The 26654-nt window shown below is 68.0% G+C and carries 30 protein-coding genes; 9 read left to right on the forward strand and 21 right to left on the reverse strand.

The features are described from left to right. The first annotated feature begins 6 nt into the window (after window positions 1-6). From JRZ79_RS18115 to JRZ79_RS18125, 3 genes are all read left to right on the forward strand, one after another. A complete protein-coding gene (locus tag JRZ79_RS18115) occupies window positions 7-1443 on the forward strand; it encodes an NAD(P)H-hydrate dehydratase (protein WP_205252724.1) in 1437 nt (478 codons plus the stop codon). Next, on the forward strand, window positions 1436-1924 hold the full coding sequence (gene moaC, locus JRZ79_RS18120) for a cyclic pyranopterin monophosphate synthase MoaC (RefSeq protein WP_205252725.1): 489 nt from the start codon (window positions 1436-1438) through the stop codon (window positions 1922-1924). The genes JRZ79_RS18115 and moaC overlap by 8 nt, the downstream gene beginning before the upstream one ends. 240 nt (window positions 1925-2164) lie before the next feature. Then, entirely contained in the window at window positions 2165-2821 is a 657-nt protein-coding gene (locus JRZ79_RS18125) for a hypothetical protein (RefSeq protein ID WP_205252726.1), read from the forward strand. Between the two features lie 177 nt (window positions 2822-2998). Here the strand turns inward: JRZ79_RS18125 and JRZ79_RS18130 are convergent, their stop codons facing one another. From JRZ79_RS18130 to JRZ79_RS18200, 15 genes are all read right to left on the reverse strand, one after another. After that, window positions 2999-3631: a hypothetical protein gene (locus tag JRZ79_RS18130; RefSeq protein ID WP_231546362.1), complete on the reverse strand. Its 633-nt coding sequence runs from the start codon at window positions 3629-3631 to the stop codon at window positions 2999-3001. Between the two features lie 306 nt (window positions 3632-3937). Continuing rightward, window positions 3938-5245, reverse strand: a complete 1308-nt coding sequence (gene hflX / locus JRZ79_RS18135; protein ID WP_205252727.1) for a GTPase HflX — start codon at window positions 5243-5245, stop codon at window positions 3938-3940. A gap of 48 nt (window positions 5246-5293) precedes the next feature. Next, a complete protein-coding gene (locus tag JRZ79_RS18140; protein ID WP_010902925.1) occupies window positions 5294-6019 on the reverse strand; it encodes a ribosome assembly factor SBDS in 726 nt (241 codons plus the stop codon). A gap of 60 nt (window positions 6020-6079) precedes the next feature. Continuing rightward, complete coding sequence (locus tag JRZ79_RS18145; RefSeq protein ID WP_010902926.1) at window positions 6080-6574, reverse strand: Rpp14/Pop5 family protein; 495 nt, start codon at window positions 6572-6574, stop codon at window positions 6080-6082. Beyond that, window positions 6571-7173 carry a class I SAM-dependent methyltransferase gene (locus tag JRZ79_RS18150; RefSeq protein WP_136361463.1) on the reverse strand — a complete coding sequence of 201 codons (603 nt, stop codon included), beginning with the start codon at window positions 7171-7173 and terminating at the stop codon, window positions 6571-6573. The genes JRZ79_RS18145 and JRZ79_RS18150 overlap by 4 nt, the downstream gene beginning before the upstream one ends. Further along, window positions 7157-7855, reverse strand: coding sequence for an RNase P subunit p30 family protein (locus JRZ79_RS18155; RefSeq protein WP_205252766.1), 699 nt, complete (start codon window positions 7853-7855; stop codon window positions 7157-7159). The genes JRZ79_RS18150 and JRZ79_RS18155 overlap by 17 nt, the downstream gene beginning before the upstream one ends. A gap of 112 nt (window positions 7856-7967) precedes the next feature. After that, window positions 7968-8636: a TrkA family potassium uptake protein gene (locus JRZ79_RS18160; protein ID WP_205252728.1), complete on the reverse strand. Its 669-nt coding sequence runs from the start codon at window positions 8634-8636 to the stop codon at window positions 7968-7970. Window positions 8637-8680: 44 nt separating this feature from the next. Then, window positions 8681-8881 (reverse strand): hypothetical protein, encoded by a 201-nt coding sequence (locus JRZ79_RS18165; RefSeq protein WP_010902930.1) that lies wholly within the window; start codon window positions 8879-8881, stop codon window positions 8681-8683. Continuing rightward, window positions 8881-10494, reverse strand: coding sequence for a TrkH family potassium uptake protein (locus JRZ79_RS18170; RefSeq protein WP_205252729.1), 1614 nt, complete (start codon window positions 10492-10494; stop codon window positions 8881-8883). The genes JRZ79_RS18165 and JRZ79_RS18170 overlap by 1 nt, the downstream gene beginning before the upstream one ends. A 76-nt stretch (window positions 10495-10570) precedes the next feature. Then, window positions 10571-11332: an Lrp/AsnC family transcriptional regulator gene (locus JRZ79_RS18175; protein ID WP_010902932.1), complete on the reverse strand. Its 762-nt coding sequence runs from the start codon at window positions 11330-11332 to the stop codon at window positions 10571-10573. Between the two features lie 64 nt (window positions 11333-11396). Further along, entirely contained in the window at window positions 11397-11819 is a 423-nt protein-coding gene (locus JRZ79_RS18180; protein WP_010902933.1) for an RNA-binding protein, read from the reverse strand. 36 nt (window positions 11820-11855) lie between these two features. Beyond that, a complete protein-coding gene (locus JRZ79_RS18185; RefSeq protein ID WP_010902934.1) occupies window positions 11856-12071 on the reverse strand; it encodes a hypothetical protein in 216 nt (71 codons plus the stop codon). A 52-nt stretch (window positions 12072-12123) separates the two neighbouring features. Next, window positions 12124-12951, reverse strand: coding sequence for a hypothetical protein (locus tag JRZ79_RS18190; RefSeq protein WP_010902935.1), 828 nt, complete (start codon window positions 12949-12951; stop codon window positions 12124-12126). A gap of 233 nt (window positions 12952-13184) precedes the next feature. Continuing rightward, window positions 13185-14096, reverse strand: coding sequence for a peptidylprolyl isomerase (locus tag JRZ79_RS18195; RefSeq protein ID WP_010902937.1), 912 nt, complete (start codon window positions 14094-14096; stop codon window positions 13185-13187). Between the two features lie 60 nt (window positions 14097-14156). Continuing rightward, the gene (locus JRZ79_RS18200) at window positions 14157-14348 is read right to left on the reverse strand and encodes a hypothetical protein (protein WP_010902938.1); all 192 of its coding nucleotides are present in this window, start codon (window positions 14346-14348) and stop codon (window positions 14157-14159) included. Between the two features lie 112 nt (window positions 14349-14460). Between JRZ79_RS18200 and cyaB the strand changes: the two genes are divergently transcribed. The 4 genes from cyaB (at window position 14461) to JRZ79_RS18220 (ending at window position 18069) form a co-directional block, all read left to right on the forward strand. After that, window positions 14461-15072, forward strand: coding sequence for a class IV adenylate cyclase (gene cyaB / locus JRZ79_RS18205; protein WP_010902939.1), 612 nt, complete (start codon window positions 14461-14463; stop codon window positions 15070-15072). Between the two features lie 66 nt (window positions 15073-15138). Continuing rightward, complete coding sequence (locus JRZ79_RS18210) at window positions 15139-16365, forward strand: methionine adenosyltransferase (protein WP_010902940.1); 1227 nt, start codon at window positions 15139-15141, stop codon at window positions 16363-16365. A gap of 76 nt (window positions 16366-16441) precedes the next feature. After that, window positions 16442-17620, forward strand: coding sequence for a tRNA sulfurtransferase (locus JRZ79_RS18215; RefSeq protein ID WP_205252730.1), 1179 nt, complete (start codon window positions 16442-16444; stop codon window positions 17618-17620). Continuing rightward, complete coding sequence (locus JRZ79_RS18220) at window positions 17617-18069, forward strand: DUF5804 family protein (protein ID WP_012289303.1); 453 nt, start codon at window positions 17617-17619, stop codon at window positions 18067-18069. The genes JRZ79_RS18215 and JRZ79_RS18220 overlap by 4 nt, the downstream gene beginning before the upstream one ends. A gap of 13 nt (window positions 18070-18082) precedes the next feature. On the opposite strand, the gene JRZ79_RS18225 is transcribed toward JRZ79_RS18220, so the two are convergent. Then, complete coding sequence (locus tag JRZ79_RS18225) at window positions 18083-19066, reverse strand: PLP-dependent cysteine synthase family protein (protein ID WP_010902943.1); 984 nt, start codon at window positions 19064-19066, stop codon at window positions 18083-18085. Between the two features lie 128 nt (window positions 19067-19194). On the opposite strand from JRZ79_RS18225, the gene JRZ79_RS18230 reads away from it, so the two are divergent. Next, on the forward strand, window positions 19195-19545 hold the full coding sequence (locus tag JRZ79_RS18230; RefSeq protein WP_010902944.1) for a thioredoxin family protein: 351 nt from the start codon (window positions 19195-19197) through the stop codon (window positions 19543-19545). Here JRZ79_RS18230 and JRZ79_RS18235 read toward each other — a convergent pair. Next, window positions 19535-21700, reverse strand: coding sequence for a thioredoxin domain-containing protein (locus JRZ79_RS18235; RefSeq protein ID WP_205252731.1), 2166 nt, complete (start codon window positions 21698-21700; stop codon window positions 19535-19537). The genes JRZ79_RS18230 and JRZ79_RS18235 overlap by 11 nt on opposite strands. Window positions 21701-21834: 134 nt before the next feature. Between JRZ79_RS18235 and purD the strand changes: the two genes are divergently transcribed. After that, a complete protein-coding gene (purD, locus tag JRZ79_RS18240) occupies window positions 21835-23127 on the forward strand; it encodes a phosphoribosylamine--glycine ligase (protein ID WP_205252732.1) in 1293 nt (430 codons plus the stop codon). On the opposite strand, the gene JRZ79_RS18245 is transcribed toward purD, so the two are convergent. Genes JRZ79_RS18245 through sdhC form a run of 4 tightly spaced genes read right to left on the reverse strand, consistent with a single transcriptional unit; the run spans window position 23121 to window position 26616 of the window. Next, window positions 23121-24968 carry an FAD-binding protein gene (locus JRZ79_RS18245; protein ID WP_010902947.1) on the reverse strand — a complete coding sequence of 616 codons (1848 nt, stop codon included), beginning with the start codon at window positions 24966-24968 and terminating at the stop codon, window positions 23121-23123. The genes purD and JRZ79_RS18245 overlap by 7 nt on opposite strands. A gap of 6 nt (window positions 24969-24974) precedes the next feature. Further along, window positions 24975-25853 carry a succinate dehydrogenase/fumarate reductase iron-sulfur subunit gene (locus JRZ79_RS18250; RefSeq protein ID WP_010902948.1) on the reverse strand — a complete coding sequence of 293 codons (879 nt, stop codon included), beginning with the start codon at window positions 25851-25853 and terminating at the stop codon, window positions 24975-24977. Window positions 25854-25859: 6 nt separating this feature from the next. Beyond that, complete coding sequence (locus tag JRZ79_RS18255; protein ID WP_010902949.1) at window positions 25860-26222, reverse strand: succinate dehydrogenase hydrophobic membrane anchor subunit; 363 nt, start codon at window positions 26220-26222, stop codon at window positions 25860-25862. A gap of 1 nt (window position 26223) precedes the next feature. After that, window positions 26224-26616, reverse strand: a complete 393-nt coding sequence (sdhC, locus tag JRZ79_RS18260) for a succinate dehydrogenase, cytochrome b556 subunit (RefSeq protein WP_012289306.1) — start codon at window positions 26614-26616, stop codon at window positions 26224-26226. Between the last annotated feature and the right edge of the window lie 38 nt (window positions 26617-26654).

Genomic DNA, 26654 nt, shown 5'->3' on the forward strand with positions numbered 1-26654 from the left:
TCGGGCGTGATCTCAAGCGACCGGATGGCAGCAGTCGACCGCAACGCCGCTGCGCTCGGCGTTCCCCGGGCGCAGCTCATGGAGTCAAGCGGACACGCCGTCGGGCGCGCGGTCAAACGCGTCGCGGACCCCGGCGCGGGCGTCGCCATCGTCGCCGGCCGCGGTAACAACGGCGGCGACGCGTTCGCGGCGGCGCGCTTCCTCGACGACTACGCGGTGTCGGTCAGCCTGCTCGGCCGCCCCGAGTCGATCAACGACCGGATCAGCCGCGCGAACTGGGACGCCCTGCAGGCCGGCGGCTACGACACCACGACAGTGCGCGACGCCCACGCCCTCGCACTCGACGACCCCGATGTCGTCGTGGACGCGCTCCTCGGAACGGGGATCTCGGGGCCGCCCCGGGAGCCCGAGGCGACGGCGATCGAACGCATCAACGCCACGGACGCCCCCACCGTCGCCGTAGACGTGCCGTCCGGGCTAGACGCCGACACGGGCGCGACGCCCGGGAGTGCCGTCGACGCTGACCGCGTGGTCACGTTCCACGACACCACACCCGGGCTGGCCGACCACGACCACGTCACCGTCGCCGACATCGGCATTCCCGAGGCGGCTGAAACCGTCGTCGGGCCGGGCGACCTGCTGGGGGTCGACCGCGACCCCCACGGACACAAAGGCGACGCCGGGTCCGTGCTCGTGATCGGCGGCGGCCCGTACACCGGTGCGCCGGCGCTCTGCGCGCAGGCCGCGCTCCGCGCCGGCGCTGACCTCGTGCGGCTTGCCGTCCCGGACGCCGTTGCGGCCGAAGTCCAGGGGTTCGACGAGACGTTCATCGTCGACAGCGTGATCGGGACGCGACTCGTCGAGGAACACGTGCCCGACCTGCTGGCGCGCGCCGAAGACGCCGACGCCGTCGTGATCGGGCCCGGGCTCGGCGACGCCGACACCACGCAGGCCGCCGTCGCGGCGTTCCTCGCGGCCTTCAAGGGGCGCGCGGTCGTCGACGCCGACGCCCTCACGGCTGTTCCCGACGTGGAGACCGACGCCACCCTCGTGTGCACGCCCCACCGGGGAGAGCTGCAGGCGATGGGCGGCCCGACTGTTGACGGCTCGCAGCCGTCCCGGGACGCCGTCGAAGGGTTCGCCGCCGAACTGGGGCAGACACTGTTGGTGACCGGCGCGCGAGACGTGCTCTCCGACGGTGACACGACGCGCGTCAACAGATCCGGGACGCCCGGGATGACCGTCGGGGGCACGGGCGACGTGTTGGCGGGCGCAACCGCCGCGATGCTCGCGACACAACCCCCCATCCAGGCTGCAAGCGCTGCCGCGTACGCCACTGGTGGGGCCGGTGAGCGCGCCGCTGAGGCCCGCGGGCACGGGCTGCTCGCGACCGACATCTGTGACGCGCTGCCCGCCGCCATCTGGGGTGGCCAGGATGCCTGACGGCGACGACGACGCCCTCACGCATACGACCGCCGACGGCGACGCGCAGATGGTGGACGTGGGCTCGAAGCCGGACACGGCGCGGCGCGCGGTCGCCAGCGGCGACCTCCACCTCGCGGAGTCGACCATCGACGCCGTCCGTGACGACGGCATCGGGAAAGGGAACGTGCTCGCGACGGCCCGGGTGGGTGCGATCCAGGCGGTCAAACACACCTGGGAGACGATCCCGATGTGCCACCAGATTCCCATCACGAACGTCGACACGACCTTCGACGTGCGAGACGACCGCGTCGCACTGGAGGTCGCCGTCGAGACCACTGGCAAGACCGGCTGCGAGATGGAGGCGTTGGAGGGCGTCACGACCGGACTCAACGCCGTCTGGGACATGGTGAAAGCCGCCGAGAAGGACGGCGACGGCCAGTACCCGGGCACGGCCATCGAGAACGTCGGGGTGGTCGAGAAGCAGAAGCGCGAGTTGTAGGTCGGGATCACGGAACCAACGGTGCCGAGAAGCGTGTTGACAACCGCAAAGCTAACCCGCCACCTGTTGGCTCTGTTTAGAGCCGTCGTTGAGTCGCCGCTCTGATCGCTGTTGGTGACGCAAAGCAGCCCTCACTTGACAGGTAACTGTGTGTGTGGCCCGCGTATTCGCTCTCCCAAATTGTAGCCGTTACGTACGTATACAAAACACTCATGTCCTGAGTCATATTATCGAGAACACATGTCAGGAACTACACGCAGAGGAATAATAAAGAAAGTAGGGATTACGAGTATAGGGGCACTGCCGTTCAGTGCAGGAAACGTTACCGCTGCGAGTGGTCGAAGAGCCCTCAAAGTCTCAACCCCTTCCCGAGCCGGAACGGATTACGAGATCTGGTTCACGACGACGGATATCAACCTCGAAAAAGAGGAATCCGAGGAAAGTATCTCTACTGAGAGAATACACAACAGAACCTACGGCGTAGTCTCTGGACACGTTGCGTCGGGCCTGTTTTCGAAGTACGACAAAATCCGAATCCCTCAGGACGAATTCATTTACAAGGTGGACTCGATTGGGCGTGGACGGACAGTGGTCAGAGACATGAATAACGGCTCCGAGAAGGACAACACGCATGGTGAAATAGAGATCACTGCGGATGACGACACTGGACGGCGTATGTACAACGTCAAGAGTACCAGCTCGATGTCGGAGACGTACGCGGATAATTTAGACGGCGCCGACCTCATAAGCCAGAAATTGGCCTTTGGTGAGATCTGGAAAGACGGGGTCGACTCCTACGAAATCGGCGGGCAGGCGACGAAGGTCGAGCTTCCCAGTGATTCCATGTACACTCGAACGGATACGGTGACTCCTGCAAGCACTTATAGTAATCCCTAGAACCTGATTAACCGGTCCCTCTCGGAGCGACGAGTTTAGATACCAGTGTCTCCACGCCGGTACTCAAACCTCGCGGGACTGTCGGCCGGTCAGCGGTCGCCGACGAGTACCGATAATAAAACGACGATTCGCTATCTTTCGGCCAGATGCGAGATATCCGTCTCAGGTCGAACACAGTCACGACTCGGATGGGGAATATGTGACCGGGAGCTCACACCACACTCTGTCTTTTTGCTGTTCGTTAGAAAATTCGGCATGTACTTTCACGGTAAAGGTATCGCCCCACTGAGCTGACTCCGGCACAGGAAATTCCGTCACGAATATATCGGTAGTCGCGCTGACCATCGGCGTTTGACATCGGACTTGCCACACATGCCTGGCTGAGTCGTCGGTGGTCGCCATCCGATACGGTGTTTCAGCGTCGTCGGTTGGGGCTTGTACCAGCGTAGCACGCCGGGATAGGCCCCCTTCACCATCGTATCGGGTTCCTCCCCAGCGGTGTTCGACGTTGAATCCAGTTGACTTCCAACCGTTACTCTCGTACGACTCACCAGGGTTCAGTTGGAAAATCGACACGAGCATCAGCAGCTCCGGCGTTTTGTGGACGTGGACGCGGAGTTCCACGACTCCGTTCTGGTCGGCGCCGGCCGTCGTCTTGTTTTCCCCGACAACTGGGGTAGAAAATGGGCGGTCTATCGGCTCTTCCCGACGAACTGCCGAGGGTAGTTGTTGGGTTGTTGAGGTTGAACAGCCGGCAAGTCCGGCCGAAATAACCGCTGCGGCTCCGGAAAGCACGGTACGTCTGTTCATAAATCTCAGATTTAGTTTTCAACGTAAACATTTTCCTGTTGCACCGAGTGAGATACTATTCATCGGGTTACGCTGATACCACCGATGTCGACTCTTCGGTGTTCGCCTGCAACTACTCTGCGACGGAGGACCAACTCTCAACGGACATGATGGCTTCGTCGTTCGTGTAGCGTAAGTCGCCGAAACGGGCGCGACCATGGAGCCACGACTCCCTGGTGTCCTCGCTCATCAGGGGAATCGACTACTGACCGTCCAGTCGAGAGTACGGCGTCGACACGAAGGAGACCCGCCCGCTGGAGTCGGCAGTCAGGCCTCGGCCACCAGGTCGCTGGCCTTCGCGTGCGAGCGCTCCACGATCGTCGGGCGCGCCTCGAAGTCGATCACGACCTCCTGGTCGCCGTAATCGACCGTCCGCACGTGGGCGTGGTCGTGCACCCAGGAAACCACGCTCATCGTGTCCTCGGTCATCGGGAGCACGAGGCGTTCGCGCTCGCGCGCCGGGAGCGCCGCGTCGATGCGCTCGCGCAGCTCGTCGAGGTTGCTGGCGTCCCGGGCGCTGACCGCGACCGGGGCCGGCGCGAGCGCCGCCAGCGCCTCCGTCTTCTCGGCGAGCGCCGCGTCCTCAACCCGGTCGGTCTTGTTGAACACCGTGACGATCGGGGCTTCGTTGCGCTCGTACAGCGTGTCGTGGCTGGTCGCGAGCTTCTCCTGGATGTCCGCCAGGGGTTCGCTGGCGTCCACCACGAGCAACACGAGGTCCGCCTGGTAGACCGATTCCAGCGTGGATTTGAACGACTCCACGAGCCAGTGTGGCAGGTCGCTGATGAACCCGACCGTGTCCGTCAACAGGACGTCCCGTCGCGCCAGCTCCATCCGGCGCGTCGTCGTCCCCAGCGTGGTGAACAAGTCGTCCTGGGACTCCGCGGTGGTGTCCAGATCCGGATGCCGGTCGTCGTTCTCGTCGACCGCGACGTCGGCGGCCAGCCGGCGCAACAGCGTGGATTTGCCGGCGTTCGTGTACCCAGCCAGCGCCACCAGGTCGAACCCGGACTCCCGGCGGGTTTCGCGGCGCTGCTGCTCGGTTTTCTCGATGTTCGACAGCTCGTCGCGGATCCGCGAAATGCGGGCTTTGATGTCCTGCTCGCGGCTCTCGTCGTACTCGCCGAGCCCCATGAACCCCGGCCGCTCGTTGCGCTTGGCGAGGCTGGTTTTGGCCTCCGCGCGGGGCAGCTCGTAGCGCAACTCCGCGAGCTCCACCTGTAGCTGTGCCTTCCGGGTGTTGGCGCGCTGCCCGAAGATGTCCAGGATCAGCCGGAACCGGTCGACGACCTCGGTGCCGTCGGGCAGCTCCTGGCCGAGGTTGAACGTCTGATAGGGACCCAGCCGGTTGTCGAAGACCACGCGGTCGGCGTCGGTGCGCGCGACGCGCTCGGCGAGCTCCGTCACCTTCCCCGCGCCCAACTGCAACGCCGGGTCCGCGGTCCGCGACTGGGTGACTTCGCCGACCAACTCGTAGCCCGCAGCCTGGACGAGATCCCTGATCTCGGCTGTCTCGGGTGTGCCATCGTCGACGCGCTTCGCGACGACGGCCGTCGCCGTGGTGTCTCCGGTCACTCTCTGTACGGTACGCACCCGGCGCACTTAAGCCTCCGGCGCGGCGGCCTACCGCGTCTTCAGCTCGTCTTTGTCCTTCACGACGCTGGTCTCGCCGTTGCCCTCGGACACCTCGTTGACGCGGCCGTAGAACTCGTCTTGCATGCCCGCGGGGAACGTGATGACGCCCACCCACGAGCCGTCGGCCTGCCACTCCTCGCGCTCCAGTTCGCCGAACTCGCGGAGTTTCGCCTGCCCGCTGCCCGCGTAGTCGGCGGGCAACTGGACGGCGACGGTCATCTCCTCGAACCGGATCGGGATGACGGGCCGCAGCGCCTCCAGGGCGTCGTCGACCTGTTCGTCGGCGGGCGTCATCGGATCGACGGTGAACCCCGCCTCGTCGAGCGCGCTCTCGATGCGGTCGGGTGGATGCGGTGCACCGTCCATCTGTGGATTGATGGCGTTGCGCGAGATCGTGTTGATGAGGCTGCGCTTCTTGCGCTGTTGCATCGCCTCGCGCTGATCGGCGGTGATCTGGATCTCGCCCTGGCCGATGACCTCGGGGATGATCTCCAGGGGCTCGGTCGTCCCGAACACCGTCTCCAGGTCGGACTCCGCCGGGCGGTCGCCCCGGGAGGCGTTCTCGAAGACGTCGCGGGCCGCGATCACGTCCGTCAGCTCACCATCGAACTCGTCGCGTCGCATCTCCAGCGCCGCGTCCGGGTCCACCAGTACCTCGAAGCGCTCGCCGTGCGTTTCCAGCCGTGCGGTCACGGCGTCGTCAAGCGAAATCATACTGACTCCTTCGACGGGGCCACCAAAAGACCTTCTCCCATCCCGTGGTGCCGACCGCACTCACTCCCCGTCCGTCCCGCAGTCCCGGCGGCGCGCCCCCACCCAGCCATCGTCGCCGGCAACGACGTCGACGTTCTCCCCGCGGCACACGCCATCGCGGGCGTCCCCGTCGAAGGCGACATCGCTCCGGCGTTCGGGGGTGTCGAGGCCGTCGAGATACCGCTCCCTGGCGGCGCGCATCGTTCCGGAGACGCCGCGGACGCACACCCGAACGGGGTGTTCTCGGACCGCGCTCACGCAGGCCACCGCGGCGCGCGCTCGTGACACGGTCCCGCGGCGGGCCCGCACCAGCGCCTCCCCGCGGCCGTCCCGGAACGAGTACGCGACGACACGCACCCCGGCGTCGGCGCTGCCGGGGTCACCCAGCAGGTTTCCGGCGGCAAACCACAGGGCGCGCTGGAAGTCGCTGCGCTCGATCCCGGCGTCGGGCCACGCCTCGATCCCGACGGCGAGATACCGCCACCGCGGTCGCACGTGCTTGGGGAGGTGTTTCATCGCGTCTCGGCCACCAGCACGCCGACCTGCTCGTGGACCATCTCCACCGCCGTCACCGCGTACCCGGCGTCCGTGAACGCGTCGGCGAGCACGCCGACCGTCGCCGGGTCGTCGACTGCCGGCGAGTAGAACGGGGCATCGGGGTTCGGCCCCCCGAACAGCATCACGTCCCCGAGCACGATCCGGTGGGGGTTCAGCCCGGCGATGGTGTCGATCGCACTGCGCTTTTCGGCGTCGCTCAGGTGGTGCATCGCGAAGTTCGACACCACCACGTCGGCGTCGCCGTCGTAGTTCGGCTCCCTGAACCGCCCCGTGTCGAACGCGACGTTGTCCACGCCGCGTGTGGTCGCCTTCTCGCGGGCCTGCGTCAGCATCCCGTCGCTGATGTCTCGACCCACGACCCTGCCGGCGTCCGCGGCGAGGCCGAGCGCGATCGCGCCCGTGCCACAGCCGAGATCCAGCACCGTGTCCGCGCCGCCCGCGTCAGCGTGCTCCAGCACCAGCGCCACACACTCGTTGTACTCCGGGGTCTGGTCGTCGTCGTAGGCCGCGGCCACGTCGTCGAAGCGCGCGGCGTGCTCCTCAAGGGTCTTCTTCATACCGGCCACGTTTGACTCCCGGTGCAATGAACTCCGCGGACAGCCGCCGGCGGTTCCGCGCCGCCAGGTGCGTCCACTCCCGCAGGCCGGCCCGCACCTGGGCGTCCGTGAACCCGATCTCCGCGCCGACGGCGACCAGTTCCCGGGGCGACCGCACGTGCAGGTGGCTGGCCGGCCGCCCGCTCACCACGAACGGCGCGTCGTAGTGCTCGACGAGCTCCCGGAGCTTCCGCAGCCCCCGCAACGCCTGCACGCGGTCGCCCCCGCTGGCCCGCAACACGCCGGCGAAATCGAACTCCAAGCGCACCCCGTGTGTCCGCGCCGCCTTCACGATGACGTGGTTCACGTCCCCGCCGTCGGCCATCGGCGCGGCGAGCACGTCCACGCGCTCGGACTCCGCGACGAACCGATTCAGCGACGGCGACGACGCCCGCGCCGCCACCACCACCGCGTCCTCGCGGCGGCGGCGGATCCGCTCGCTGGCCCCGGCGCGGTCCGTCACCGACACCGTCGTCCCTCTGACAACGTCCGCGTCCGTGTCCGCACCGACCGCGTCCGGGTCGGCGCTCGTGGCCCCCCAGTTCCGAACCACGATGCCGTCGTAGCCGGCGCTGGCCGCGGTCGCCGCCAGCCGCGCGACCGTGCTGTCTCCGTCCGGGTGGGCGCACACCGCCTCGTACACGCTCATACGTTGGCGACCCCGCGGTAAAAACGCGTGCGGTCTCCCTTGTTGCCCGCGGGCGGACACCGCCCGGCGACACCACGCAGCCGGCCGGTCGAGCACCCGGTGTGGCTCACTCCGAGCCGGTGAACGTCTGCATGACGCTGCTGGTCACGCCGTTCTTGGAGAACGCGGTGATGAGGTCGCCGGCGTGGATCGTTGTCTCTCCGCGCGGCGTGATGACGTCGTCGCCGCGCTCGATGGCGACAACCAGGACATCGTCCCCGAGGAGTCCGTTGGTGTCCGCATCCTGGAGGGTCTGTTCGGCCAGCGGTGCGTCCTCGGTCACCGTGATTTCGAACACTTCGGCCTCCCCGCCGAGCGTCATGAAATCCTTGATCGACGGGCGCTGGACCGCTCGAACGAGGTACTCCCCGATCAGGCGCTGGGGGTTTTCGAGGACGTTCACCCCGATCCGGCGGAAGAGCTCCATGTTGTCGGGGTCCTGGACGACGCTCACCTTCGACTCGATGTCGAGTTCGTCCGCCAGCAACATCACCATGATGTTCGTGGGGTCGCGGTCGGTGGTGGTGATGATGGCGTCGGCCTTCTCGGAGCCGGCGTCGACGAGCGTGTCCTTCGCCGTGGCGTCGGCGTTCAACACGAGACAGTCGTAGTCCCGGCTCACCTGGTCGGCCACGTCGGGGTCGGTCTCGATGACCACGATCTCGTTTGCGCTTTTCGTGAGCAGTTGGATGACCTGCGATCCTATGTCACCAGCACCGACCACTATAATGTACATACTGCATCGTAAATCTCCGCCCTGCTAAGTTTTTCTCTCCTCAATTAGCGGATGGCCTCGGAGAGGATGTAGGCGGCGAACCCGACGGTGTACGCGACCGCGAGCGCCAGCGACACGGGCGTCCGGCCGAGCAGCCGGATGGCCACGATGACCACCGGCCCCAACACGAGCAGCGCGTCGAAGACACGGTCGTCGGCGCCAGCGGCCAGCAGCGGCCCGATCACCGGGATCGCATCGAGGCGCATCAGTCGTACACCTCCAGCGTGCTGAACAGGCCACGCAGGAGCACCAACACCGGAATGATCTCCAGGCGACCGATCCACATGTTGAACAGGAACATCGCCTTCGTGACCGTCGGCATCCCCGGCCCGGTGATGCCCGAGGACAGCCCGACGTTGCCCTGCGCGGACGCGACCTCGAAGAGGACGTTCTCGACGGTGTACGCGTCGGGCCCCATGGGGATCGCGAGCATGAACACGAACGCCGCCACCCCGAGGAAGACGAGCCAGAGGAACGTGATGATCGCGGCCTCCTCGAACTCCTGGGCGGCCTCGGTGTCAGAGAGCGCGCGCCCGTCGAGGCGGAACGTGCGGACGGCATCCGACGGGTAGAACACCCCCCGAATCCGGAACAGAATGCCTTTCACGAGCGTGAGCAGTCGAATCAGCTTGATGCCGCCGACCGTTGATCCGGCGGCAGCCCCCACGACCATGCCGAACGCCACGGTCAACTGCGCGGGGGCCGTCCACCCCGACCCCAGCGCGCCCGCCGTCTGGAAGCCCGTACACGAGGCCGCGGACACGAACTGGAACAACGCGAACCGGACCGTCTGGAAGAGCGTCGCTGCCGACCCATGCAGCACGACGCCGGCAACGGCGACTGACTCGGTCACGTAGTACCCCTGCTGGAGGAGGACCGCCGTCAGGAGCGCCGTCCCGAGCGCGAAGAACCCGAACACCCACCGGGTCTGGAGGTCCGTGTAGAGGTTGCGGAGGTCGCCCTGGAGGACGAGGTAGTGGATGGGGAACGCGATGCTCCCCAGGACCATCACCGGGATGAGCGCGAAGTCGATGGCGGCGCTCCCGTAGGTCGCGATCGAGTTGTCCGTGATCGAGAACCCCCCGGTCGCGAGGCCGGTCATCGCGTGATTGATGGCGTCCCACATCGGCATCCCGGCGATCCAGAGGAGCAGGATCGAGAAGAACGTGAACAGGAGGAAGATCCACCAGATGGTGCGCACCGTCGAGACGATGCTGGGGTGGATCTTCTCCGAGCGCGCCTCGCTCTCGTAGAGGGTCAGCGAGCCGCTGCCGGGTCGCGCGAGGATCGCCGTGGTGAGCACGATGACGCCGACGCCGCCGACCCACTCGATGAACGACCGCCACCACTGCAGGGTGTGGGGCAGCGCGGCCTCGTTGTCGGCCATCGTCAGCCCCGTGCCGGTGAACCCGCTCATGCTCTCGAAGAACCCGTTGAGCGGGTTCTGAAACGCGGCAAGCGTGCTGAACGTTCTGGTTCCCGGGACCGTGAACCGCGCCGGCACGTCGAGCATGCCGGGATCGAGCTGGGCGGTCCATGCGGCCAGGAGGAACGGCACGGAACCGAACGCGGCGACCAGGAACCACCCCGACGCAGCGATCATCATGCCATGCAACCGGCCGGGATCGGCGGCGTGCTCGAACGTCCGCCTGAGCGTGAGCCCCACGACTAGCGGGATGAGTCCTGAGACGACCATCGCCGGCACCACCCAGAACTCCCCCCACACGAGGGGGACGAGCACGGAAACGAAGATGAGGCCGGCCAGCGCCTCAAGCATCCGCCCGAGGTCGCGCGCGATTGTTCCGAGACGATCGACCATGGCTTCTCGTTTGCCGAACAGGGAATTTAAGCTAGCTGGTTTCCACTGGGTTTGTGGCCACCTGAATTGCGTACTACTAAGTCTCCGTCGCCGAGCCGCGTTTCCCGAACACCGACAGCGTCTCCTGGCTGATGCCGCCCCGGCAGAACACCGTCACCAGGTCGTCCGGACGCACCCTCGTGTCCCCGCGCGGTGTCAACATCTCGTCGTCGCGCTCGATCGAAACGACCAGCACGTCGGACTCGATGACGCCGCGCTCGTTGGCCTCGCGCAGCGTGTGCCCGGCGATCTCGGCGTCCGCCGCCACGGACAGCTCCACGACCTCAGCACCGCCGGACAGCTCCATGAAATCCGCGATCGTGTGTCCGTCCTGGGAGTCGTCGGGGCCGAACTCGTGGTACGGCCGGATCTCCTCGCTTTGGAGCAGGTTCTCCTCCTCGATGTCCAGCCCGATCGCCGACAGGTCGTTCGCGATCCGGGTGAGCTCCTGCATGTCGTCGCCGACAGCCGTGACGTGGAGGTTGCTGCGCCCTTTCATCAGCTGGCGGACGCTCACCACGCCGGGGATCTCGGCGACCTGTTTGGACAGCCGATCCCGGTCGGGCACGGGGCTGGTGCAGATGTAGAGGTTCGTGAGCCGACCGCCGACCTGTGGGTACGAGACGACCGCGTGATAGCCGCGGATGATCCCCGCCGCTTCGAGATGTGTGATCCGGTTTCTGATCGTTCCTGCGGACACGTTGACCTCGTCGGCGATGTCGGGGGCGGACGTGTTGCGCGCGTCACGAACCAGGTTGTAGAGGATTCGCTTGTCCACCTCGTCCAGTCGGTCGCTCATACGTGTTCCCTCCACGTCGAGGAGGATAACCAGTTTGGATCAGGGGCCGGCCACCGACCGAGTCCTAGTCCGCGAGCGCGTCCCGCGCGTTCTCGACGGCGGCGTCCTTCTTCGCGGGGTAGGCTTCGACCTTCGCGCGCAGTGAGATGCCGTCCCCGAGCTGGGCGTCCCCCAGGTACGCCGCCTGCTTGTCGAGGTGCACGAACAGCGAGCAGTTGTCGTCGACGCGCTCGTCGAGCTGGTCGCGGATCTGCTCGATGTCAGCGCCGTCCCGGAGCTGGTCGAGCACGTGGCGCATGTCGTCGGCGCGCTCGACGCGGGTCGACAGCACGCCGATGCGGTCGCCGAGATGCCCCTCGCTGTCCGTGCGCTCGATCTCGACGTCCTCCGGGAGGAAATGCCCCAGCGCGTCCGCTACCCGGGAGTCGGCCTCCGTGTCGTAGCAGAACACGCGGAGATCGATGTAGTGGAACGGAACCTCACTCATGATGGCGGCGTACGCCGCCGACGCGTAAAAGACTCGTTACTCGGCGTCGGCTTCCGCGTCGTCGTCGTCGGCTTCCGCGACGAGGTCGAGGCTGTCCTCGGGAACGCCGGCTTCCTGGCCGTCTTCGAAGCTGATCGTGTAGTTCACGTCGCCGAACATCGTTTCGGCGGTCTGCGTGATCTCGCCCTCCTCGCCGTCGTAGTCGCTGTGTTTCTCGTGGAGCACGACCGTGTCGCCCTTCTCGAAGCTCATGGCATCCGATTCCACCCCAGCAGTCAAAAGTGAATTGATTACTGGCGGCGACTCACTCCGGCCCGAACGACACGCCGTCGCGGTCCTCGGCGTCCAGCCTGCGGAGCGCCGCCCGGGCGTTGCTGGCTTCGTACCCGAAGAACACGTCTTCGCCGTATTCGGCGGCGACCTCGGCGGCGTGCAGCAGGTTCTCGATGTCGACGTTCACCGCGTACAGCTCGATGCTGAACGGCGCGTCGACCGCGTCCTCGAACCCCGCGGCGATGGTTTCGATCCAGTACGTGGTCTCGTAGGCGGTGTCGTACAGCGGAACGACGAACTCGTCGACCAGCTCCGCGAGCGCGTCGAGATCCAGGCCCGCCCGCTCGTAGAGGTGGCCCGGGTAGGGATCCGGGTACAGCGTGAGATACGTCTTGCCGTCGATGCGGTCGACGGCGTCCGCGACGAACGACGTGATGACGTCCGCGCGCCACGCCTGCCAGTCGTCGAACGCCGACGCCTCGAACGCCGCCGTGCAGCGATCGCAGTGACAGTACTCCGCCCGCGGGAACCCCACGTCGTCGAGTCGAACGTCGCCGCTCACGTCGCTGCACGTCTCCACGACGGTGAGCACGCCGTTGCGGTAGTCCTCGGCCAGCGGGCAGATGTACGCCCAGTCGAAGTACTGGCGCTCACGGGTCGCCGGCCTGCCGTCGTCGTCGACGGGAACGAGCTCGGGGTCGGTGCCGGCGGTGGCGTTGTCACCGAAACACGACACCATGCTGACGGCGTTCTCCACGGGGTCGACGTGGCGGCCGGTCACGTCCTTGACTTCGTAGAACCCGGTTTCGAACTCCGGCCAGTCCAGCTCCTCGGCGTTCCGCGTGACGACGCCGTACATACGTTCGCGGTAGGAATGGGGGCCGCGTAAGTGGTTCGACTCAGTCGATGCGGTCGATCTCTTCGAGGTCTTCGGCGTCGCCGCCCGCAAAGAGCTTCCAGACGAGGACGATCACCAACAGCGCGACACCAGCCTTCAGGAGTTTCCGTGCCATACCCCACAGCACTCACGGGGGCATTAAACGCTTTGCGGGCTGTCGGCGCGCGCGTTCGCCGACAGTCGGCGTGGTGGCGTTACTCGTCGTCGAGCTCGTCGACGATCTCGTCGGCGTCGACGTCGGCGTCTTCGAGGGCGTCCTCGACGTCCCCGAGGTCGCCGCCCGCACCGCCCATCATGCCGCCCATGCCCGGCATACCGGCGGGCTGGCCGTCGATGATCTCCTGGACGATGACGCGGTCGATGTCGAGCATGTCGATGACCTGGGACAGCACCTGGCTTTTGCCCATCATCCACTGCTGGTTGAACTGGAGCTGCGGGGACTGCTCGATGTAGAGGGTCTCCTTCTCGACGCTCTCGGTGGTGGTCTCGGCGTCGCCGTCCTCGGTCTCCTCGGTGACCTCCTCCTCGACGGTCTCGGTGACGAGATCAACGTCGAGTTCAACGTCGAACATCATCTCCAGGAAGCCGACGGCCTGCTGCTCGCGGTCGGTGATCTCGTCGAGGACCTCGTACTCGTATTCGATGTCCTCGCCGGCAAGCGGGTGGTTGAAGTCGACGCGGGCGCGCCCGCCGATGATGGCTTCGACGTGGCCGTGCTCGCCGTCGACGTCGACGTGTGCGCCGGGGTAGCGGTCGTCTTCGGGGATCTTGTTGGCGCTGACCGTTCGGACCTCGTCCTCGTCGTACTCGCCGAACGCCTCCTCGACGAGAACGGTTCCGTCGTCGCCGACGGACTGCCCGACGATGTCGTCTTCGACGGCTGCGAAGATGTGCTCCTCACCGAGGACGATCGTGCGCGGGGAGAACTCCTGTTCGTCCGTGTCGACGCCCTCCGACTCGGCGATCTCCTCGTCGGTGGTGTCGACAAGCTCCTCGCTGTCGACCGTGTAGGCCGTATACGACAGTTCAACGAAGTCGCCCGTCTGGAATCCGTCCTGTTCGTCGCTGGATGAGTCGGCCTGCTCGGCCTCGGGTTCGTCGCTCATACCAATACGCACTCTCGTTCCATCCTTAAGAATCACGTTTCGAACCGGTGAGCGAGACGGTCAGCGGGCGTCGGCCAACGACACGACAGCGCCCGCGTCAACTGACAGCCACGTGGTCGTGACGTCGCCGTCGACGACCGACACCGGTGTGACCGTCGCGCGGTCGGCGTCGTCGCTGTACCGGACAACGGTGAGCTGCAGCGGTGAACCTGCGGTGGGGCGGGACTCACATGTGGGGCTGTTGGCGGCCATGTCGTCTCGGTGTGTGCCGCCAGTGCTCTTGAACGCTGCTAGGAGTGGACTATACGGCTATTGAGACCGGGAAGCGTCGGTCTTTTTGAATCAGCGTGCCGAGTACGAACGTATGTATGAGGTCGAAGTGAAGGTTCCGGGGGAGTACGAGACGGTTCGGGCGGCGCTCGCGGACGTGGATGCCGCCGAGCACACGACGGTTGCGCAGGCGGACACGTATTACGATGCGCCCCACCGGGCCTTCGAGCAGACCGATGAGGCGTTCCGGTTGCGGCGCGTCGCCACCGCTGCGCGGGGGTTCGAGCGCGGCGACGACCTCACGGCGGACATCGATGCGGTGCTTTCGGGGCCGGCGCGCGCCGACGGCGAGTCCCGCGTCACGTACAAGGGGCCGCTGGTCGAGGCCGAGTCGAAGACCCGCGAGGAGTTCGAGACTGCGGTCGGGGACGACGCACAGATGGCGGCCATCATCGAGCAACTCGGGTTCGAGTCGGCCGCGGTGGTGCGGAAGCTCCGTACGAAACACCACTTCGAGGGGTTCACTGTGCTGTTGGATGCCGTCGAGGACGTCGGCGAGTACGTCGAGATCGAGACGACCGTCGAGGCAGAGCACGCCGTTTCCGGCGCTCGGGAGGACGCCTACGCGGTGCTCCGGCGTCTGGGGTTGGATCCGACCGATCAGATCCGCACGTCGTATCTCGGCCTCCGCACGTCGAATGCGTAGCACGCATAATTGTCGGCGTCTCCGTTTCCGGAAGTTATACGAACCGAGACCGGGTACGCTCAGCCAATGACTGACCGGAACATCCAAGTACAGTCTCTCGACCGCAGCGCAGTCGAGGACGACGCCGTCGAAATCGTCGAGCGAAAGGGGCTCGGTCACCCCGACTCAATCTGCGACGGCATCGCCGAACACGTCTGTGAAACCCTCGCCCGCGAATACCGCGACCGGGTGGGCCACGTCCTCCACTTCAACACCGACGAGACCCAACTCGTCGCCGGTGACGCCGCCCCCGCGTTCGGCGGCGGGAACGTCATCGACCCGATCTACATCCTGGTTGTCGGTCGCGCCACCAGCCACTACGTCGAAGCCGACGGCACCGAACACCACATCCCGGTCGAATCCATCGCCCTGGAAGCCGCCCGCGAGTACCTGCGTGAGACGCTGCCCCACCTGGACCTCGAAACCGACGTGATCGTCGACGTCAAGCTCGGCGAGGGATCGGGGGACCTCCAGGACGTGTTCACCGACGACGACGACGGCCCCGCCGTGCCGATGGCCAACGACACGTCGTTCGGCGTCGGCCACGCTCCGCTCACCGAAACCGAGCGCATCGTCCTCGAAGCCGAGCGCTCGCTGAACGGGCCGTACGCCGAGCACACGCCCGCGGTCGGCGAGGACGTGAAAGTGATGGGGAAACGCGAAGACGACCACATCGACCTCACGATCGCCGCCGCGCTCGTGGACGCCCACGTGCCGGACATGGACGCCTACATCGCCCAGGTCGAAGCCATCCGCGAGCACGTCTTCGATCTCGCCACCGAGCACACGGACCGCGAGGTCACCGTCCACGTCAACACCGCCGACGACTACGAGTCGGGCTCGATCTACCTCACCACCACCGGCACCAGCGCCGAGCAGGGCGACGACGGCAGCGTCGGCCGCGGCAACCGCGCCAACGGCCTCATCACCCCCAACCGCGCCATGAGCATGGAAGCCACGTCCGGCAAGAACCCGGTCAACCACATCGGGAAGATCTACAACCTGCTTTCGACGCAGATCGCCGAGGCGGTCGTCGCCGAGGTCGACGGCATCCGCGACCTCCGGGTGCGACTGCTCTCACAGATCGGCCGCCCGATCGACGAGCCCCACGTCGCGGACGTGGAAGTCGTCACCGAGGACGGCACCGCGGTGGCCGACGTCGACGCCGAAATCGAGCGCATCGTCGACGCGCAACTCGCGTCGGTCACGGACCTCACGCGCCGCGTCATCGACGGCGAACGCACCACGTTCTGAGCGCGCACCCCCGGTCTGCGAGTGTTCTTCAGTGGGGACCGATAGGTGTTTACTCGCGGACTGGCTTCCACCACGCATGCTTCCACCCGGGGCCGACAGCGTCGTCGTCAGGCACGGCGATGTCGGCGTGAAATCCAGTCACGTCCAGTCCGACATGGAGCGGACGCTCCGGGACAACGTCGCCGCGATGCTCGCCGACCGCGGCGTGCCCGGCGATGTCGAGCGCGAATGGGGGCGCGTCCTCGTTCGCAGCCCCGCGGCCGGCCGCGCGGCGGATGCGGCCGCTGACACGTTCGGCGTCGTCTCCGCCAGCCCCGCCGTCTCAGTCGCCCCCGACCTCGACGCGATCAGCGACGCGCTCGCCGCCGCCGCCCGCGCCCACTACGACGGCGGCGCGTTCGCGGTTGACGCGCGCCGCGCCGGCACCCACGACTTCGACAGCCACGACGTCAACCGCGTGGGCGGCGACGCCGTCTGGGCCGCCGTCGAGGACGACTTCCAGCCGGTCGTTGATCTCGACGACCCGGACATCACGTTCTTCGTGGAAGTCCGGGACGCCGAGGCGTTCGTGTTCCTGACACACCGCGACGGCCCCGGTGGCATGCCGCTTGGCACCCAGCAGCCGCTGGTCGCGCTCGTCTCCGGCGGCATCGACTCGCCGGTCGCCGCCTGGGAGGCGATGCGCCGGGGCGCGCCCGTCATCCCGCTGTATCTGGCGTTGGGCGACTACGGCGGCCCCGACCATCGCGCCCGCGCCGAGGCGGCCGTGCGCACGCTCGACGACTACGCGCCCAACCACGACCTCTCGCTGCGGGTCGCGCCGGCCGGCGACGCCATCAACCGGCTGGCCGCGGCGACGGGGCGCACGCGCATGCTCTCGTTCCGGCGGTTCATGTACCGTGTCGCCGAGCACGTCGCCGAGCACGCGGGCGCGGCCGGCATCGTCACCGGGGAAGCCGTCGGCCAGAAATCCAGTCAGACCACCGCGAACCTCGGCGTCGTCGACCGCGCCACCACGCTGCCCGTCCACCGGCCGCTGCTCACGTGGGACAAACAACGCATCACCGCGGCCGCCCGCTCCATCGACACGTTCCGGGACTCCAGCCTCGACGTCGGCTGCAACCGGCTCGCGCCGCGCCAGCCGCTGACGGCCGCCCCCATCGAGAGCGTGCGCGCCGACGAACCCGACGCGCTCTTCGAGTGGGCGCGCGCGGTCGCCGCCGACACCGGCCCCGTGGAGGTGGCGGTCGCGTGACCGACGTGCTGCTCCTCGGGACCGACGACGACCCGTCGCTGCGGGCGGCGCTGTTCGAGTACGAGACGGCGCGGCGCGCGCTGTCGACCTACGACGTGCGGTCGCCGTACGCCAACACCGTGGCCGTAACCACCGTCAGCCTCGGGGCGGCGGTGTCGCTGTTGAACGACCTGAACTGGTATCTCGCCCGGCTCGCCGACGCCGCGATGGTTCGCGACCCGTCCGTGGCGGAACACGAGTGGCTGTCACGCGACGTGGCCGCCCGCGTGCGAGCGGGCGACCTCCCGGCGGCCGAGACGGACGCCCGCCTGAAGCTCTACGGGGTCGTCGACGGCGCGCTCGTCGAACCGATCTACGCCACCCGGGAGGGCGACGAGGTGCCGGCGTACGACCGCCGCGCGGTCGACGACACGCTGCCGGTGCGGGTGACCGCCGCGGAGTTCCAGTAGCGCCGCGGGTCGGTCAGTCGAACACGCCCGCCGAGAGGTATCGCTCGCCGGTGTCGGGCAGGATCGTGACGACCAGCGGGCAGTCGTCGGGTCCGTCACCACCGTCCGCGATGGCGTCCGGATCGCCGACGGCGTCGGCGTCGAAGCTGACGTCCGGGCAGTCAAGCGAGGGGTCGGCGATGCGCTCGGCGGTCCGGGTGGCCGCCAGCGCCGCCGCGCCGCTGGACTGGCCCACGAGCACGCCCTCCTCGCGGGCGAGCCGCCGCGTCTCGGCTTCCGCCGCGTCCACCGCCACGGTTTCGACGGTGTCGATCAGCTCCCGGTCGAGGTTGTCGCTGACGAACCCCGGCCCCATCCCCTGGAAGTCGTCGTCGCCCGATTCGCCCGTCGACAGCACCGCGTTCGCCTCCGGCTCGACCGCGACCACGGACATCTCGGGATGGGCCTCCCGGAGCCTGGTTGCGGTCCCGGTGATCGTGCCGCCGGTCCCGACGCCCGCAACGAGCGCGTCGATCTCGCGGCCCTCGACCTGGTCGAGGATCTCCTCGGCGGTCGTTCGGTAGTGGGCGCGCGGGTTCGCGGGGTTCTCGAACTGTCCCACCCGGAACGCGCCGGTGTCGGCGGCGACCCGGTCGGCCACCTGGTTCGCGGTCTCCATGCCGGCGTCCACCAGCTCCAGGTCCGCGCCGTACGCGCGCAGCAGCTGCTTGCGCTCCGTGGACATCGACGCCGGCATCACGATCGTGAGGTCGTAGCCGCGGGCGGCGGCGGTCAGCGCCAGCCCGATCCCCGTGTTCCCGCTGGTCGCCTCGACCAACTGGTCGCCGGGCTGGATCTCGCCCGCGCGCTCGGCGGCCAACACCATCTCCCTGGCCGGCCGGTCTTTCGCCGAGCCGGCGGGGTTGAACCCCTCCAGCTTCGCCGCGATGGTCGCACCCTCGGGTGCCGTGAGCCGAACGAGTGGCGTCCCGATGGCGTCCAGGATGCTGTCTTTCATTGCCCCGACGTACGTGGCTGTGGAGTAAACGTGTAACGGGCGCGGCCAGCGTTTCCCAGTCGTCGCTTGCCAGGGGGCCGGGGTTTTTGTCCGCGAGCAGCCAACCCCCAGGCGTGTCACTCACCACGATGGAGCCGAACCCGGCGTGGGACGCAGAGTCGTATCCGGCCGTGATCGAGGCGTTCGAATCGCTGCCCGCGGACGCGACCGTGCACGTCTGGGGCGGGGACTGGTGTGGCGACTGCCGGTCCCAGCTCCCGGATTTCGCCGCCGCGCTCGCCGCCAGCGGTGTCGAACCGGCCGTGCACCCGGTGTCGCGGGGCGACGACGGAAAAACCGGGCCGCGCGTCGACGAGTACGGCATCGACCGCATCCCGACGGTCGTCGTCGAAGGCGCCGACGGCACCGAACACGCGCGCTTCGAGGAGCGCGACTCGCTCCCGCCCGAGCGCTATCTGGCGGACGCGCTCAGCGACTGAACTCGGCGAGCCACTCGGTGATGCCCGCAGCGTCGCCCAGCGGCGGCGAGCACGCCCGCCGGCAGACGTACGCGCGCGGCGTGCCGTCGTCGCCACCAGTTCGGCCCGCCCACAGCGGCGGCACCGACGCCTGGTCCAGCGTGGACTGCCAGGCGTCCAGGCCGTCCTCGGTCGGGGGCCGCCTGGACAGCAGCCGGTCGGGCAGGTACGCCGCGCCGACGGCGTCACGCCACGCGTCGGGGAGGTCGTCGGCGGCCACCGTGATCTCGCGGCGGCCGCCGGCACGCGTGTCCGCCGCGAGCACGAGCTCGGGGTGGCGGCCTGGAGACTCCTCGACGTGGCTGCCGTACCGCGACAGCAGCGCCGCGGCGGCGTCGTCGTAGCCGGCCGCGGGCGCGAACGCAGCCAGCGCGTCGAGGGTGTCCGCGGCCACGCCGACCGGGCTGGGGGTGGAGCCGGTTCCGGTCGCCTGCGAGCGCACGGCCACGTCGTCGACCGACGCGGGCGTTTCATAGAGCACGCCCGCCGACGCGTCGTAGCACGCCTCAAGCATGGCGTCGGCGAGATCCAGCGCGAAGTCGAGGTGGGCCACGGCTCCGGTGGCCTCGTAGGTGGCCAGCGCGCCGGCGGCGAGGAACGCGTAGTCGGCGGCGTACCCGACGCCCGCGACATCGCCGCCGATGCTGCGGCGGGCGAGCCGGTCGCCGTCCCAGAGCGTGTCGCGTGCGAACGCGATGGCGTCGGCGGCGCGCTCGGCGAACCGGTCGTCGAGTGCCAGCCCGGCCTCGGCGTACGCGCGCGCCATCAGGCCGTTCCACCCGGCGAGCACTTTCTCGTCGCGCGCGGGCCGTGGGCGGTCGGCTCGGGCCGCCCGCAGGCGCGCGTCGATCACGTCACACCACGCCTCGGCCGTGGCGGGGGCGGTGTCGAAGGCGTCCGCGATGGCACCCACCGACGCCGACACTGTGGGGACGGTGGTCCCGCCCTCGAAGTTCCCCGTGTCGTCGATACCGTAGCGCCGGCACGCGGCGTCAACGAGCACGTCCGCGTCCGCGGTGTCGCAGGGTGCAGCGGCGGCGTGATCGCGCATCGCGGCGGCGACGCGATCGGGCGTCCACACGTAGTATGCGCCCTCCTCGCGGTCGCCGTCGGGGGCGTCCGGGGGTGGGCTGCGGGCGTCGAGTGTGGCGTAGAACCCGCCGTCGGGGTGGCCAAGCTCGCGGTCGACGAACGTCAGCGTGGACCGCGCGACATCGGCGTACCGGCTGTCGCCGAGGGCGCGGTAGCCGTCGACGTACAGCCGCGCCAGCGCCGCCTGGTCGTACAGCATCTTCTCGAAGTGGGGCACCGTCCACTCGCGGTCCGTGCAGTATCGGTGGAACCCGCCGCCGACGTGGTCGTGGAGGCCGCCGTCGGCCATCGCGGTGAGGGTGTGGCGGGCGGCGCTGGCGGCGCGCGCGCCGTCCCCGGCGTCGCGCTGTGTCGCCCGCAGGAGCACGCGCAGGCGGCCCGCGTGGGGGAACTTCTGGCCGCGCCCGAACCCGCCGTGTGTGGCGTCGGCCGCGTCGGCGATGCTGCCGGCGGCCGCGGGCAGCGGCGAGTCGGTGCCCGCGTCGTCGACGGGGTCGGGCACGGATTCCAGTTCCCCGCGGGCTGCCTGCAGCCACTGCTCGGCGCGCGCGTCGAGGTCCCCGCGGTTCTCCCGCCAGTTCGCGGTCACGTCCTCAAGCAGGCTCTCGAACCCTGGCTGGTCGCGCGTCGGTTCCTTGGGGACGTAGGTTGTGATGTAGAAGGGCTTGCGCTCGGGCGTGAGGAACACCGACAGCGGCCACCCCCCGCTGCCGCGCGTGACCTGTGAGACGGTCATGTAGAGGTCGTCGACGTCCGGGCGCTGCTCGCGGTCGACTTTCACCGGGACGAACTGCTCGTTCAGGACGGCAGCGATCTCCGGGTCGGCGAACGACTCCTCGGCCATGACGTGACACCAGTGGCACGCCGAGTAGCCGATCGAGAGGAAGATCGGCACGTCGTGTTCGCGGGCGGCGGAAAACGCCGGTTCGCCCCACGGCTGCCAGTTCACTGGGTTGTCGGCGTGCTGGCGGAGGTACGGGCTGGCCGCCTCGTCCAAGCGGTTGCGGGCGGTCGGATGGGTCATGCCCCCCGGTAGCGCGCCCGCGCGGGTAAACCCCGGTGTCGCGTCACCGCCGGCCGGCGGTATACCACGTCCGTGGATAGATCCACCACGAGAAAGGAGAACGTTTACACTGTCGTGGGGAGTCGGTGGCGGGTATGACCGAACGTGTCCTCCTGCTCGGCGGTGGCGGCCGAGAGCACGCGCTGGCAGACGCGCTCGCCGACGACTGCACCCTCTACGCGGCTGCGTCCACCCGCAACCCCGGCATCGACGCGCTCGCCGACGACCTCACGATCCTCGACCCAGCCGACCCCGCGGCGGTCGTCGACCACGCCACGGCCATCGACGCCACCCTCGTGGTCGTCGGTCCCGAGGCACCGCTCGCCGCCGGCGTCGTGGACGCGCTGTCCGACGCCGGCATCTACGCGTTCGGCCCCACACAGGCCGACGCCCGCATCGAGACGGACAAACAGTTCCAGCGGGAGTTCATGGCCGCCAACGACGTCCCCGGGCAGGCCGACTTCGAGACGTTCGACGACTCGGACGCGGCCGCCGACTACGTCACCGGCGTCGACGGCCACGTCGCGGTCAAGCCCGCGGGGCTCACCGGCGGCAAGGGCGTCCGCGTCACCGGCGACCAGCTCTCGAAGCCGGCGGCCGCCGACTACATCCGCACCAGCGACCACGACGACTGGGTCATCGAGGAGCGCCTCGACGGCGTCGAGATCACGGTCCAGGCGCTGGTCGCCAACGGCGACATCCGGACCACGCCGGTCGTCCACGACCACGGCCGCGCCTACGAGGGCGACGACGGCCCGAACACGGGCGGCATGGGCAGCATCGCCGGCCCCGGGCGGCTGGTGCCGTTCGCCACCGACGCCGACTACCAGGCCGCCGTCGACACCATCCGCGCCGTCGTCGACGGGCTCGAAGACTACCGCGGCGTGCTCTACGGCCAGTTCATGCTCACCGCCGACGGCCCCAAAGTCGTGGAGTTCAACGCCCGGTTCGGCGACCCCGAAGCCATGAACACGCTGACCACGATGGAGACGCCGCTTCTGGACGTGCTGGCTGCGGCCCGCGATGGCGAAGCGCTGCCCGAGCTCGCCTTCTCGGAGCCGGCGACGGTCTGCACGTACGCCGTTCCGGACGGCTACCCGACCGATCCCACGGGCGGCACCACCATCACCATCGACGACGCGTCGACGGGGGACGCGGAGCTGTTCTACGCCAGCGTCGACGCCCACGACGACGGCTCCCTCACGACCACCACGTCGCGGTCGTTCGCCGTCGTCGGCACCGGCGACAGCATCCCCGCCGCCGCCACCTCTGTCGACGCCGCGCTCGCAGACCTGCCCGACGGCGTGCGCGTGCGCCGGGACATCGGCAGTAAAACGCTCTTAGCGGACCGCAACGCCCGCATGCGCCGCCTGCGAGACGGTCAGTAGGAACGCGTCTTCGGCTCGTAGGTGTCGTCGTGCCCCTCAAGCAGCACCGGGCGGTACCACAGGTCGGGGTCGCCGTCGTTCCACGACACCATCGTGTGTTTGAGCCACTCGTCGTCCTTGCGCTCCTGGTGTTCCTTGCGCCAGTGTGCGCCCCGGAACTCGTCGCGGGCCAACGCCCCGATGGTGATCATCTCCGCGACGTCCAGGAGGTTGCGCGTCTCGATCGTGTGTTGCAGGTCCGTGTTGAACGTCCGCGACTTGTCGGCGACGTAGACGTCCTGGTAGCGCTTGCGCGCGTCCTGGATGTCCGCGAGCGCCTGCTTGAGGCCGTCCTCGGTGCGGAACACGTTGACGTTCTCGGTCATCGACTGCTGGAGGTCGGCGCGCACGTCGGCGTGGTTGACGCCGTCCTCGCGGCCCAGCAGCGCCTCGATGCGCTCCTCTTCGGTGGTCGCCGTGTCCGCGACCACGTCGGTCGGTGCGCGGGTGTCCACCGCGCCCTGTGCGCCGCCGTCGGTGGCCGGCTCCGCGACGCCCGCGTCGCCGTCGGGCGCGCCCGTCGGCACGCTGAGCTCGTCGTGTTCGAGGGCGTCACTGGGCCCGGTCTCGATGAGCGGGTCGGCCATCTCCTTGCCGGCGGCGTGGCGGCCCGCGAGCGCGCCGAACACGATGAGCTCCGGCAGCGCGTTCCCGCCGAGGCGGTTCGCGCCGTGGAGGCTCACGCACGCACACTCGCCGGCGGCGTACAGCCCGCTGACACACGTCTCCCCGAACTCGTTGGTTTCGATGCCGCCCATGGCGTAATGCTGGCCGGGCTTGACGGGCATCGGCTCCTCGAGCCCGTTGACGCCCTCGAAGTCCTCGGCCAGGTGGAGGATGTTCTCCAGGCGGTCGGTGATGCGCTCCTCGCCGAGGTGGCGCATGTCGAGGTAGATGTGTTCGTCGTCGACGCCACGGCCCTCGTTGATCTCCGTGAGCTCCGCCCGCGACACCACGTCTCGGGACGCCAGCTCGCCGTCGTTGGTGGCGTAGCCGTGTTCGAACATGAACCGCTCGCCCTCGCCGTTGTAGAGGATGCCGCCCTCGCCACGCACGCCCTCGCTGATGAGGACGCCCGTCGACGGCAGCGTCGTCGGATGGAACTGGATCATCTCCATGTCCTCGACGGGGACGCCGGCGCGGTACGCCATCGCCACGCCGTCGCCGGTGTTCGCGACGGCGTTGGTCGTGTGATCGAACGCCTGCCCGATCCCGCCGGTCGCCAGGATGACGCTGTCACTGGCTTTGAACCCCGCGATCTCGCCGGACTGCACGTCCCACGCCACGACGCCGTGGCATTCGCGGTCGTTGGGGTTGTCCTCGTCGGTGACCGCCAGCTCCGAGACGTACCACTCGTCGTACACCTCGATGCCGCGTTTCACCACCTGCTCGTAGAGCGTGTGCAGCATGTGGTGGCCGGTCTCGGCCCCGGCGTACGTGGTCCGCGGGAACGACAGCCCGCCGAACGGCCGCTGGCTCACGCGCCCGTCGTCCTCCCGGGAGAACGGCATCCCCCAATGCTCCAGTTGAATGACCTCGTCGGGCGCGGTCTTCGCGAAGGTGTCGATGGCCGGGGCGTCCCCGAGGTAGTCCGACCCCTTCATCGTGTCGTACGCGTGGTCCTCCCACGAGTCTCCGTCACGGAGCGCGGCGTTGATGCCGCCCTCCGCGGCCCCGGTGTGGCTGCGCACCGGATGGAGCTTCGTGACGATCGCTACGTCTGCGCCTTCCTCTTGGGCGGCGATGGCTGCGCGGAGTCCCGCGCCGCCGCCGCCGACCACGATGACGTCGTGCTCGTACATGAGTTGTTACCAGAACTTCAGGTTCTCTTTGACTGCTTCGCGCTTGAGCTCCTGAATGTGCTCGGTCAGCGGGATATCCTTGGGGCACACATCCGTACAGGAGAACTGCGTCTGGCAGCGCCACACGCCGTGCTCCTGTTCGATGATCTCCAGGCGCTCCTGTCGCTTCTCCGATCCCTCACGGTCGTCCATATAGAACCGGTAGGCCTTATTGATTGCTGCCGGGCCGAGATACTTGTTGTCCCCGGCGGCGATGTTGCACGAGGACATGCACGCGCCACACCAGATGCAGCGCGTCGAGAGCTTGATGTTCTCGCGGTTCTGTCGGCTCTGGCGCTGCTCTTCGAGTTCGCCGTCGGGCAGGTCGTCCGGATCGAAGAACGGGTCGACGGACTCCATCTGGTCGTAGAAGTGATCCATCTCCACGACCAGGTCCTTGACGACGTCCGAGTGGGGCAGCGGCTCGACACGAACCGGCCACTCCAGGTCCTCGATCTGGGTCTGGCAGCCCAACCGCTGGCTGCCGTTGACGAAGAACGCGTCGGACCCACAGACGGCCTGCCGGCAGGAATGCCGGAACGTCAGACTGGAGTCGTAGCTGTCCCGCGCGAAGATGAGCGCGTCCAGGACGGTCATCCCCGTCTCGAAGGGGACGGTGAACGTGTCGAAGCGCGGCTCCTCTTTGCCCGCGATCTCCGGATCGTACCGGAACACCTTCAGCTCGACCGTCTCGCCGTCGAACTCGGTCTCGGCCTGCGCGGCGGCCTCGTCGCGGTCGTCGGCCCGCGCACGCTTGTCGTCGAGGCGGCGCTGCTGGTGGCCGGTGGTCGCCGGCTCCGTGTCGGTCTCGGTCTCGGTCTCTGATTGTGATGGTTTCGTGCTCATTCGTATCTAGAACCCCGCAAGCGCGTTCGCCACGCGAATCCCCTGCACGATCAACAGCACGCCGGCAACCCCAAGCACGAGTTGCGCGGCGCGCTTGGCGTTCCCCTCGATGCCCTGGTTCACGAGGGCGTTGTAGACGCCGTTGACCCCGTGGAACGTCGCCGTCACGAGGAACAACACCATCGTGACGTAGTAGCCGAGGCTCTGCATCCGGACCTGGCTGCCGGCGAAGTCGATGTTGTAGGCGTGATTGACGAAGTGCAGGTTGAAGAAGTGGAACGCCAACACCACGACGAGGAACCCAGCGGTCAGCCGCTGGAGCAGCCACGTCGTCGATCCCGATCGGAACGAGGAGTATCGTTTCGCCATCTCAGAATGCACCCGTGAGGAACGTCGGCACGCTGGCGACGACGATCACGCCCGTCAACACCAGCGACGCGTAGAAGCTCTTGTCCTGTGCCTCCAGCCCAACGCCGAGGTCCACGAACAGCAGCCGGATGCCGTTCAAGATGTGGAACACGGCCACCGCCAGCAGCCCCACTTCGAGCAGGCGCACGATGGCCAGACTCTCCAATCCACTCAGCGTACTGTTGTAAACCTGTGCGCCCTGTAGCGACGTGCTCAGGACCGAGATGTGGGTGAACAGATAGCCAACGAGAACCCACCCTGTGAACTTGTGAAACACCCAGGCCCACATGCCGGCCGAGAACTCCGTCCATCGGCCGAAGTCCGCCACAAGGCCTCGGTCATACGACTCGCTCATACCAACTAACGGTCGGGACTGACCGCACATAGAAGTTA

The organism is Halobacterium sp. BOL4-2 (assembly GCF_016917835.2).
Lineage (GTDB): Archaea > Halobacteriota > Halobacteria > Halobacteriales > Halobacteriaceae > Halobacterium > Halobacterium salinarum.

Excerpts from the sequence above, each read along its gene's own strand:
- JRZ79_RS18130 (WP_231546362.1), bottom strand. The coding sequence starts at position 3,631 with ATGAACAGACGTACCGTGCTTTCCGGAGCCGCAGCGGTTATTTCGGCC.
- JRZ79_RS18170 (WP_205252729.1), bottom strand. The coding sequence starts at position 10,494 with ATGGTCGATCGTCTCGGAACAATCGCGCGCGACCTCGGGCGGATGCTT.
- JRZ79_RS18175 (WP_010902932.1), bottom strand. The coding sequence starts at position 11,332 with ATGAGCGACCGACTGGACGAGGTGGACAAGCGAATCCTCTACAACCTG.
- JRZ79_RS18195 (WP_010902937.1), bottom strand. The coding sequence starts at position 14,096 with ATGAGCGACGAACCCGAGGCCGAGCAGGCCGACTCATCCAGCGACGAA.
- JRZ79_RS18255 (WP_010902949.1), bottom strand. The coding sequence starts at position 26,222 with ATGGCGAAACGATACTCCTCGTTCCGATCGGGATCGACGACGTGGCTG.
- JRZ79_RS18160 (WP_205252728.1), bottom strand. The coding sequence starts at position 8,636 with ATGTACATTATAGTGGTCGGTGCTGGTGACATAGGATCGCAGGTCATC.
- JRZ79_RS18235 (WP_205252731.1), bottom strand. The coding sequence starts at position 21,700 with ATGACCCATCCGACCGCCCGCAACCGCTTGGACGAGGCGGCCAGCCCG.
- JRZ79_RS18140 (WP_010902925.1), bottom strand. The coding sequence starts at position 6,019 with ATGATTTCGCTTGACGACGCCGTGACCGCACGGCTGGAAACGCACGGC.
- JRZ79_RS18215 (WP_205252730.1), top strand. The coding sequence starts at position 16,442 with ATGCTTCCACCCGGGGCCGACAGCGTCGTCGTCAGGCACGGCGATGTC.
- JRZ79_RS18185 (WP_010902934.1), bottom strand. The coding sequence starts at position 12,071 with ATGAGCTTCGAGAAGGGCGACACGGTCGTGCTCCACGAGAAACACAGC.
- JRZ79_RS18250 (WP_010902948.1), bottom strand. The coding sequence starts at position 25,853 with ATGAGCACGAAACCATCACAATCAGAGACCGAGACCGAGACCGACACG.
- JRZ79_RS18210 (WP_010902940.1), top strand. The coding sequence starts at position 15,139 with ATGACTGACCGGAACATCCAAGTACAGTCTCTCGACCGCAGCGCAGTC.
- JRZ79_RS18230 (WP_010902944.1), top strand. The coding sequence starts at position 19,195 with ATGGAGCCGAACCCGGCGTGGGACGCAGAGTCGTATCCGGCCGTGATC.
- JRZ79_RS18165 (WP_010902930.1), bottom strand. The coding sequence starts at position 8,881 with ATGCGCCTCGATGCGATCCCGGTGATCGGGCCGCTGCTGGCCGCTGGC.
- JRZ79_RS18225 (WP_010902943.1), bottom strand. The coding sequence starts at position 19,066 with ATGAAAGACAGCATCCTGGACGCCATCGGGACGCCACTCGTTCGGCTC.
- cyaB (WP_010902939.1), top strand. The coding sequence starts at position 14,461 with ATGTATGAGGTCGAAGTGAAGGTTCCGGGGGAGTACGAGACGGTTCGG.
- moaC (WP_205252725.1), top strand. The coding sequence starts at position 1,436 with ATGCCTGACGGCGACGACGACGCCCTCACGCATACGACCGCCGACGGC.
- sdhC (WP_012289306.1), bottom strand. The coding sequence starts at position 26,616 with ATGAGCGAGTCGTATGACCGAGGCCTTGTGGCGGACTTCGGCCGATGG.
- JRZ79_RS18200 (WP_010902938.1), bottom strand. The coding sequence starts at position 14,348 with ATGGCCGCCAACAGCCCCACATGTGAGTCCCGCCCCACCGCAGGTTCA.
- purD (WP_205252732.1), top strand. The coding sequence starts at position 21,835 with ATGACCGAACGTGTCCTCCTGCTCGGCGGTGGCGGCCGAGAGCACGCG.
- JRZ79_RS18190 (WP_010902935.1), bottom strand. The coding sequence starts at position 12,951 with ATGTACGGCGTCGTCACGCGGAACGCCGAGGAGCTGGACTGGCCGGAG.
- JRZ79_RS18245 (WP_010902947.1), bottom strand. The coding sequence starts at position 24,968 with ATGTACGAGCACGACGTCATCGTGGTCGGCGGCGGCGGCGCGGGACTC.
- JRZ79_RS18125 (WP_205252726.1), top strand. The coding sequence starts at position 2,165 with ATGTCAGGAACTACACGCAGAGGAATAATAAAGAAAGTAGGGATTACG.
- JRZ79_RS18150 (WP_136361463.1), bottom strand. The coding sequence starts at position 7,173 with ATGAAGAAGACCCTTGAGGAGCACGCCGCGCGCTTCGACGACGTGGCC.
- JRZ79_RS18180 (WP_010902933.1), bottom strand. The coding sequence starts at position 11,819 with ATGAGTGAGGTTCCGTTCCACTACATCGATCTCCGCGTGTTCTGCTAC.
- JRZ79_RS18145 (WP_010902926.1), bottom strand. The coding sequence starts at position 6,574 with ATGAAACACCTCCCCAAGCACGTGCGACCGCGGTGGCGGTATCTCGCC.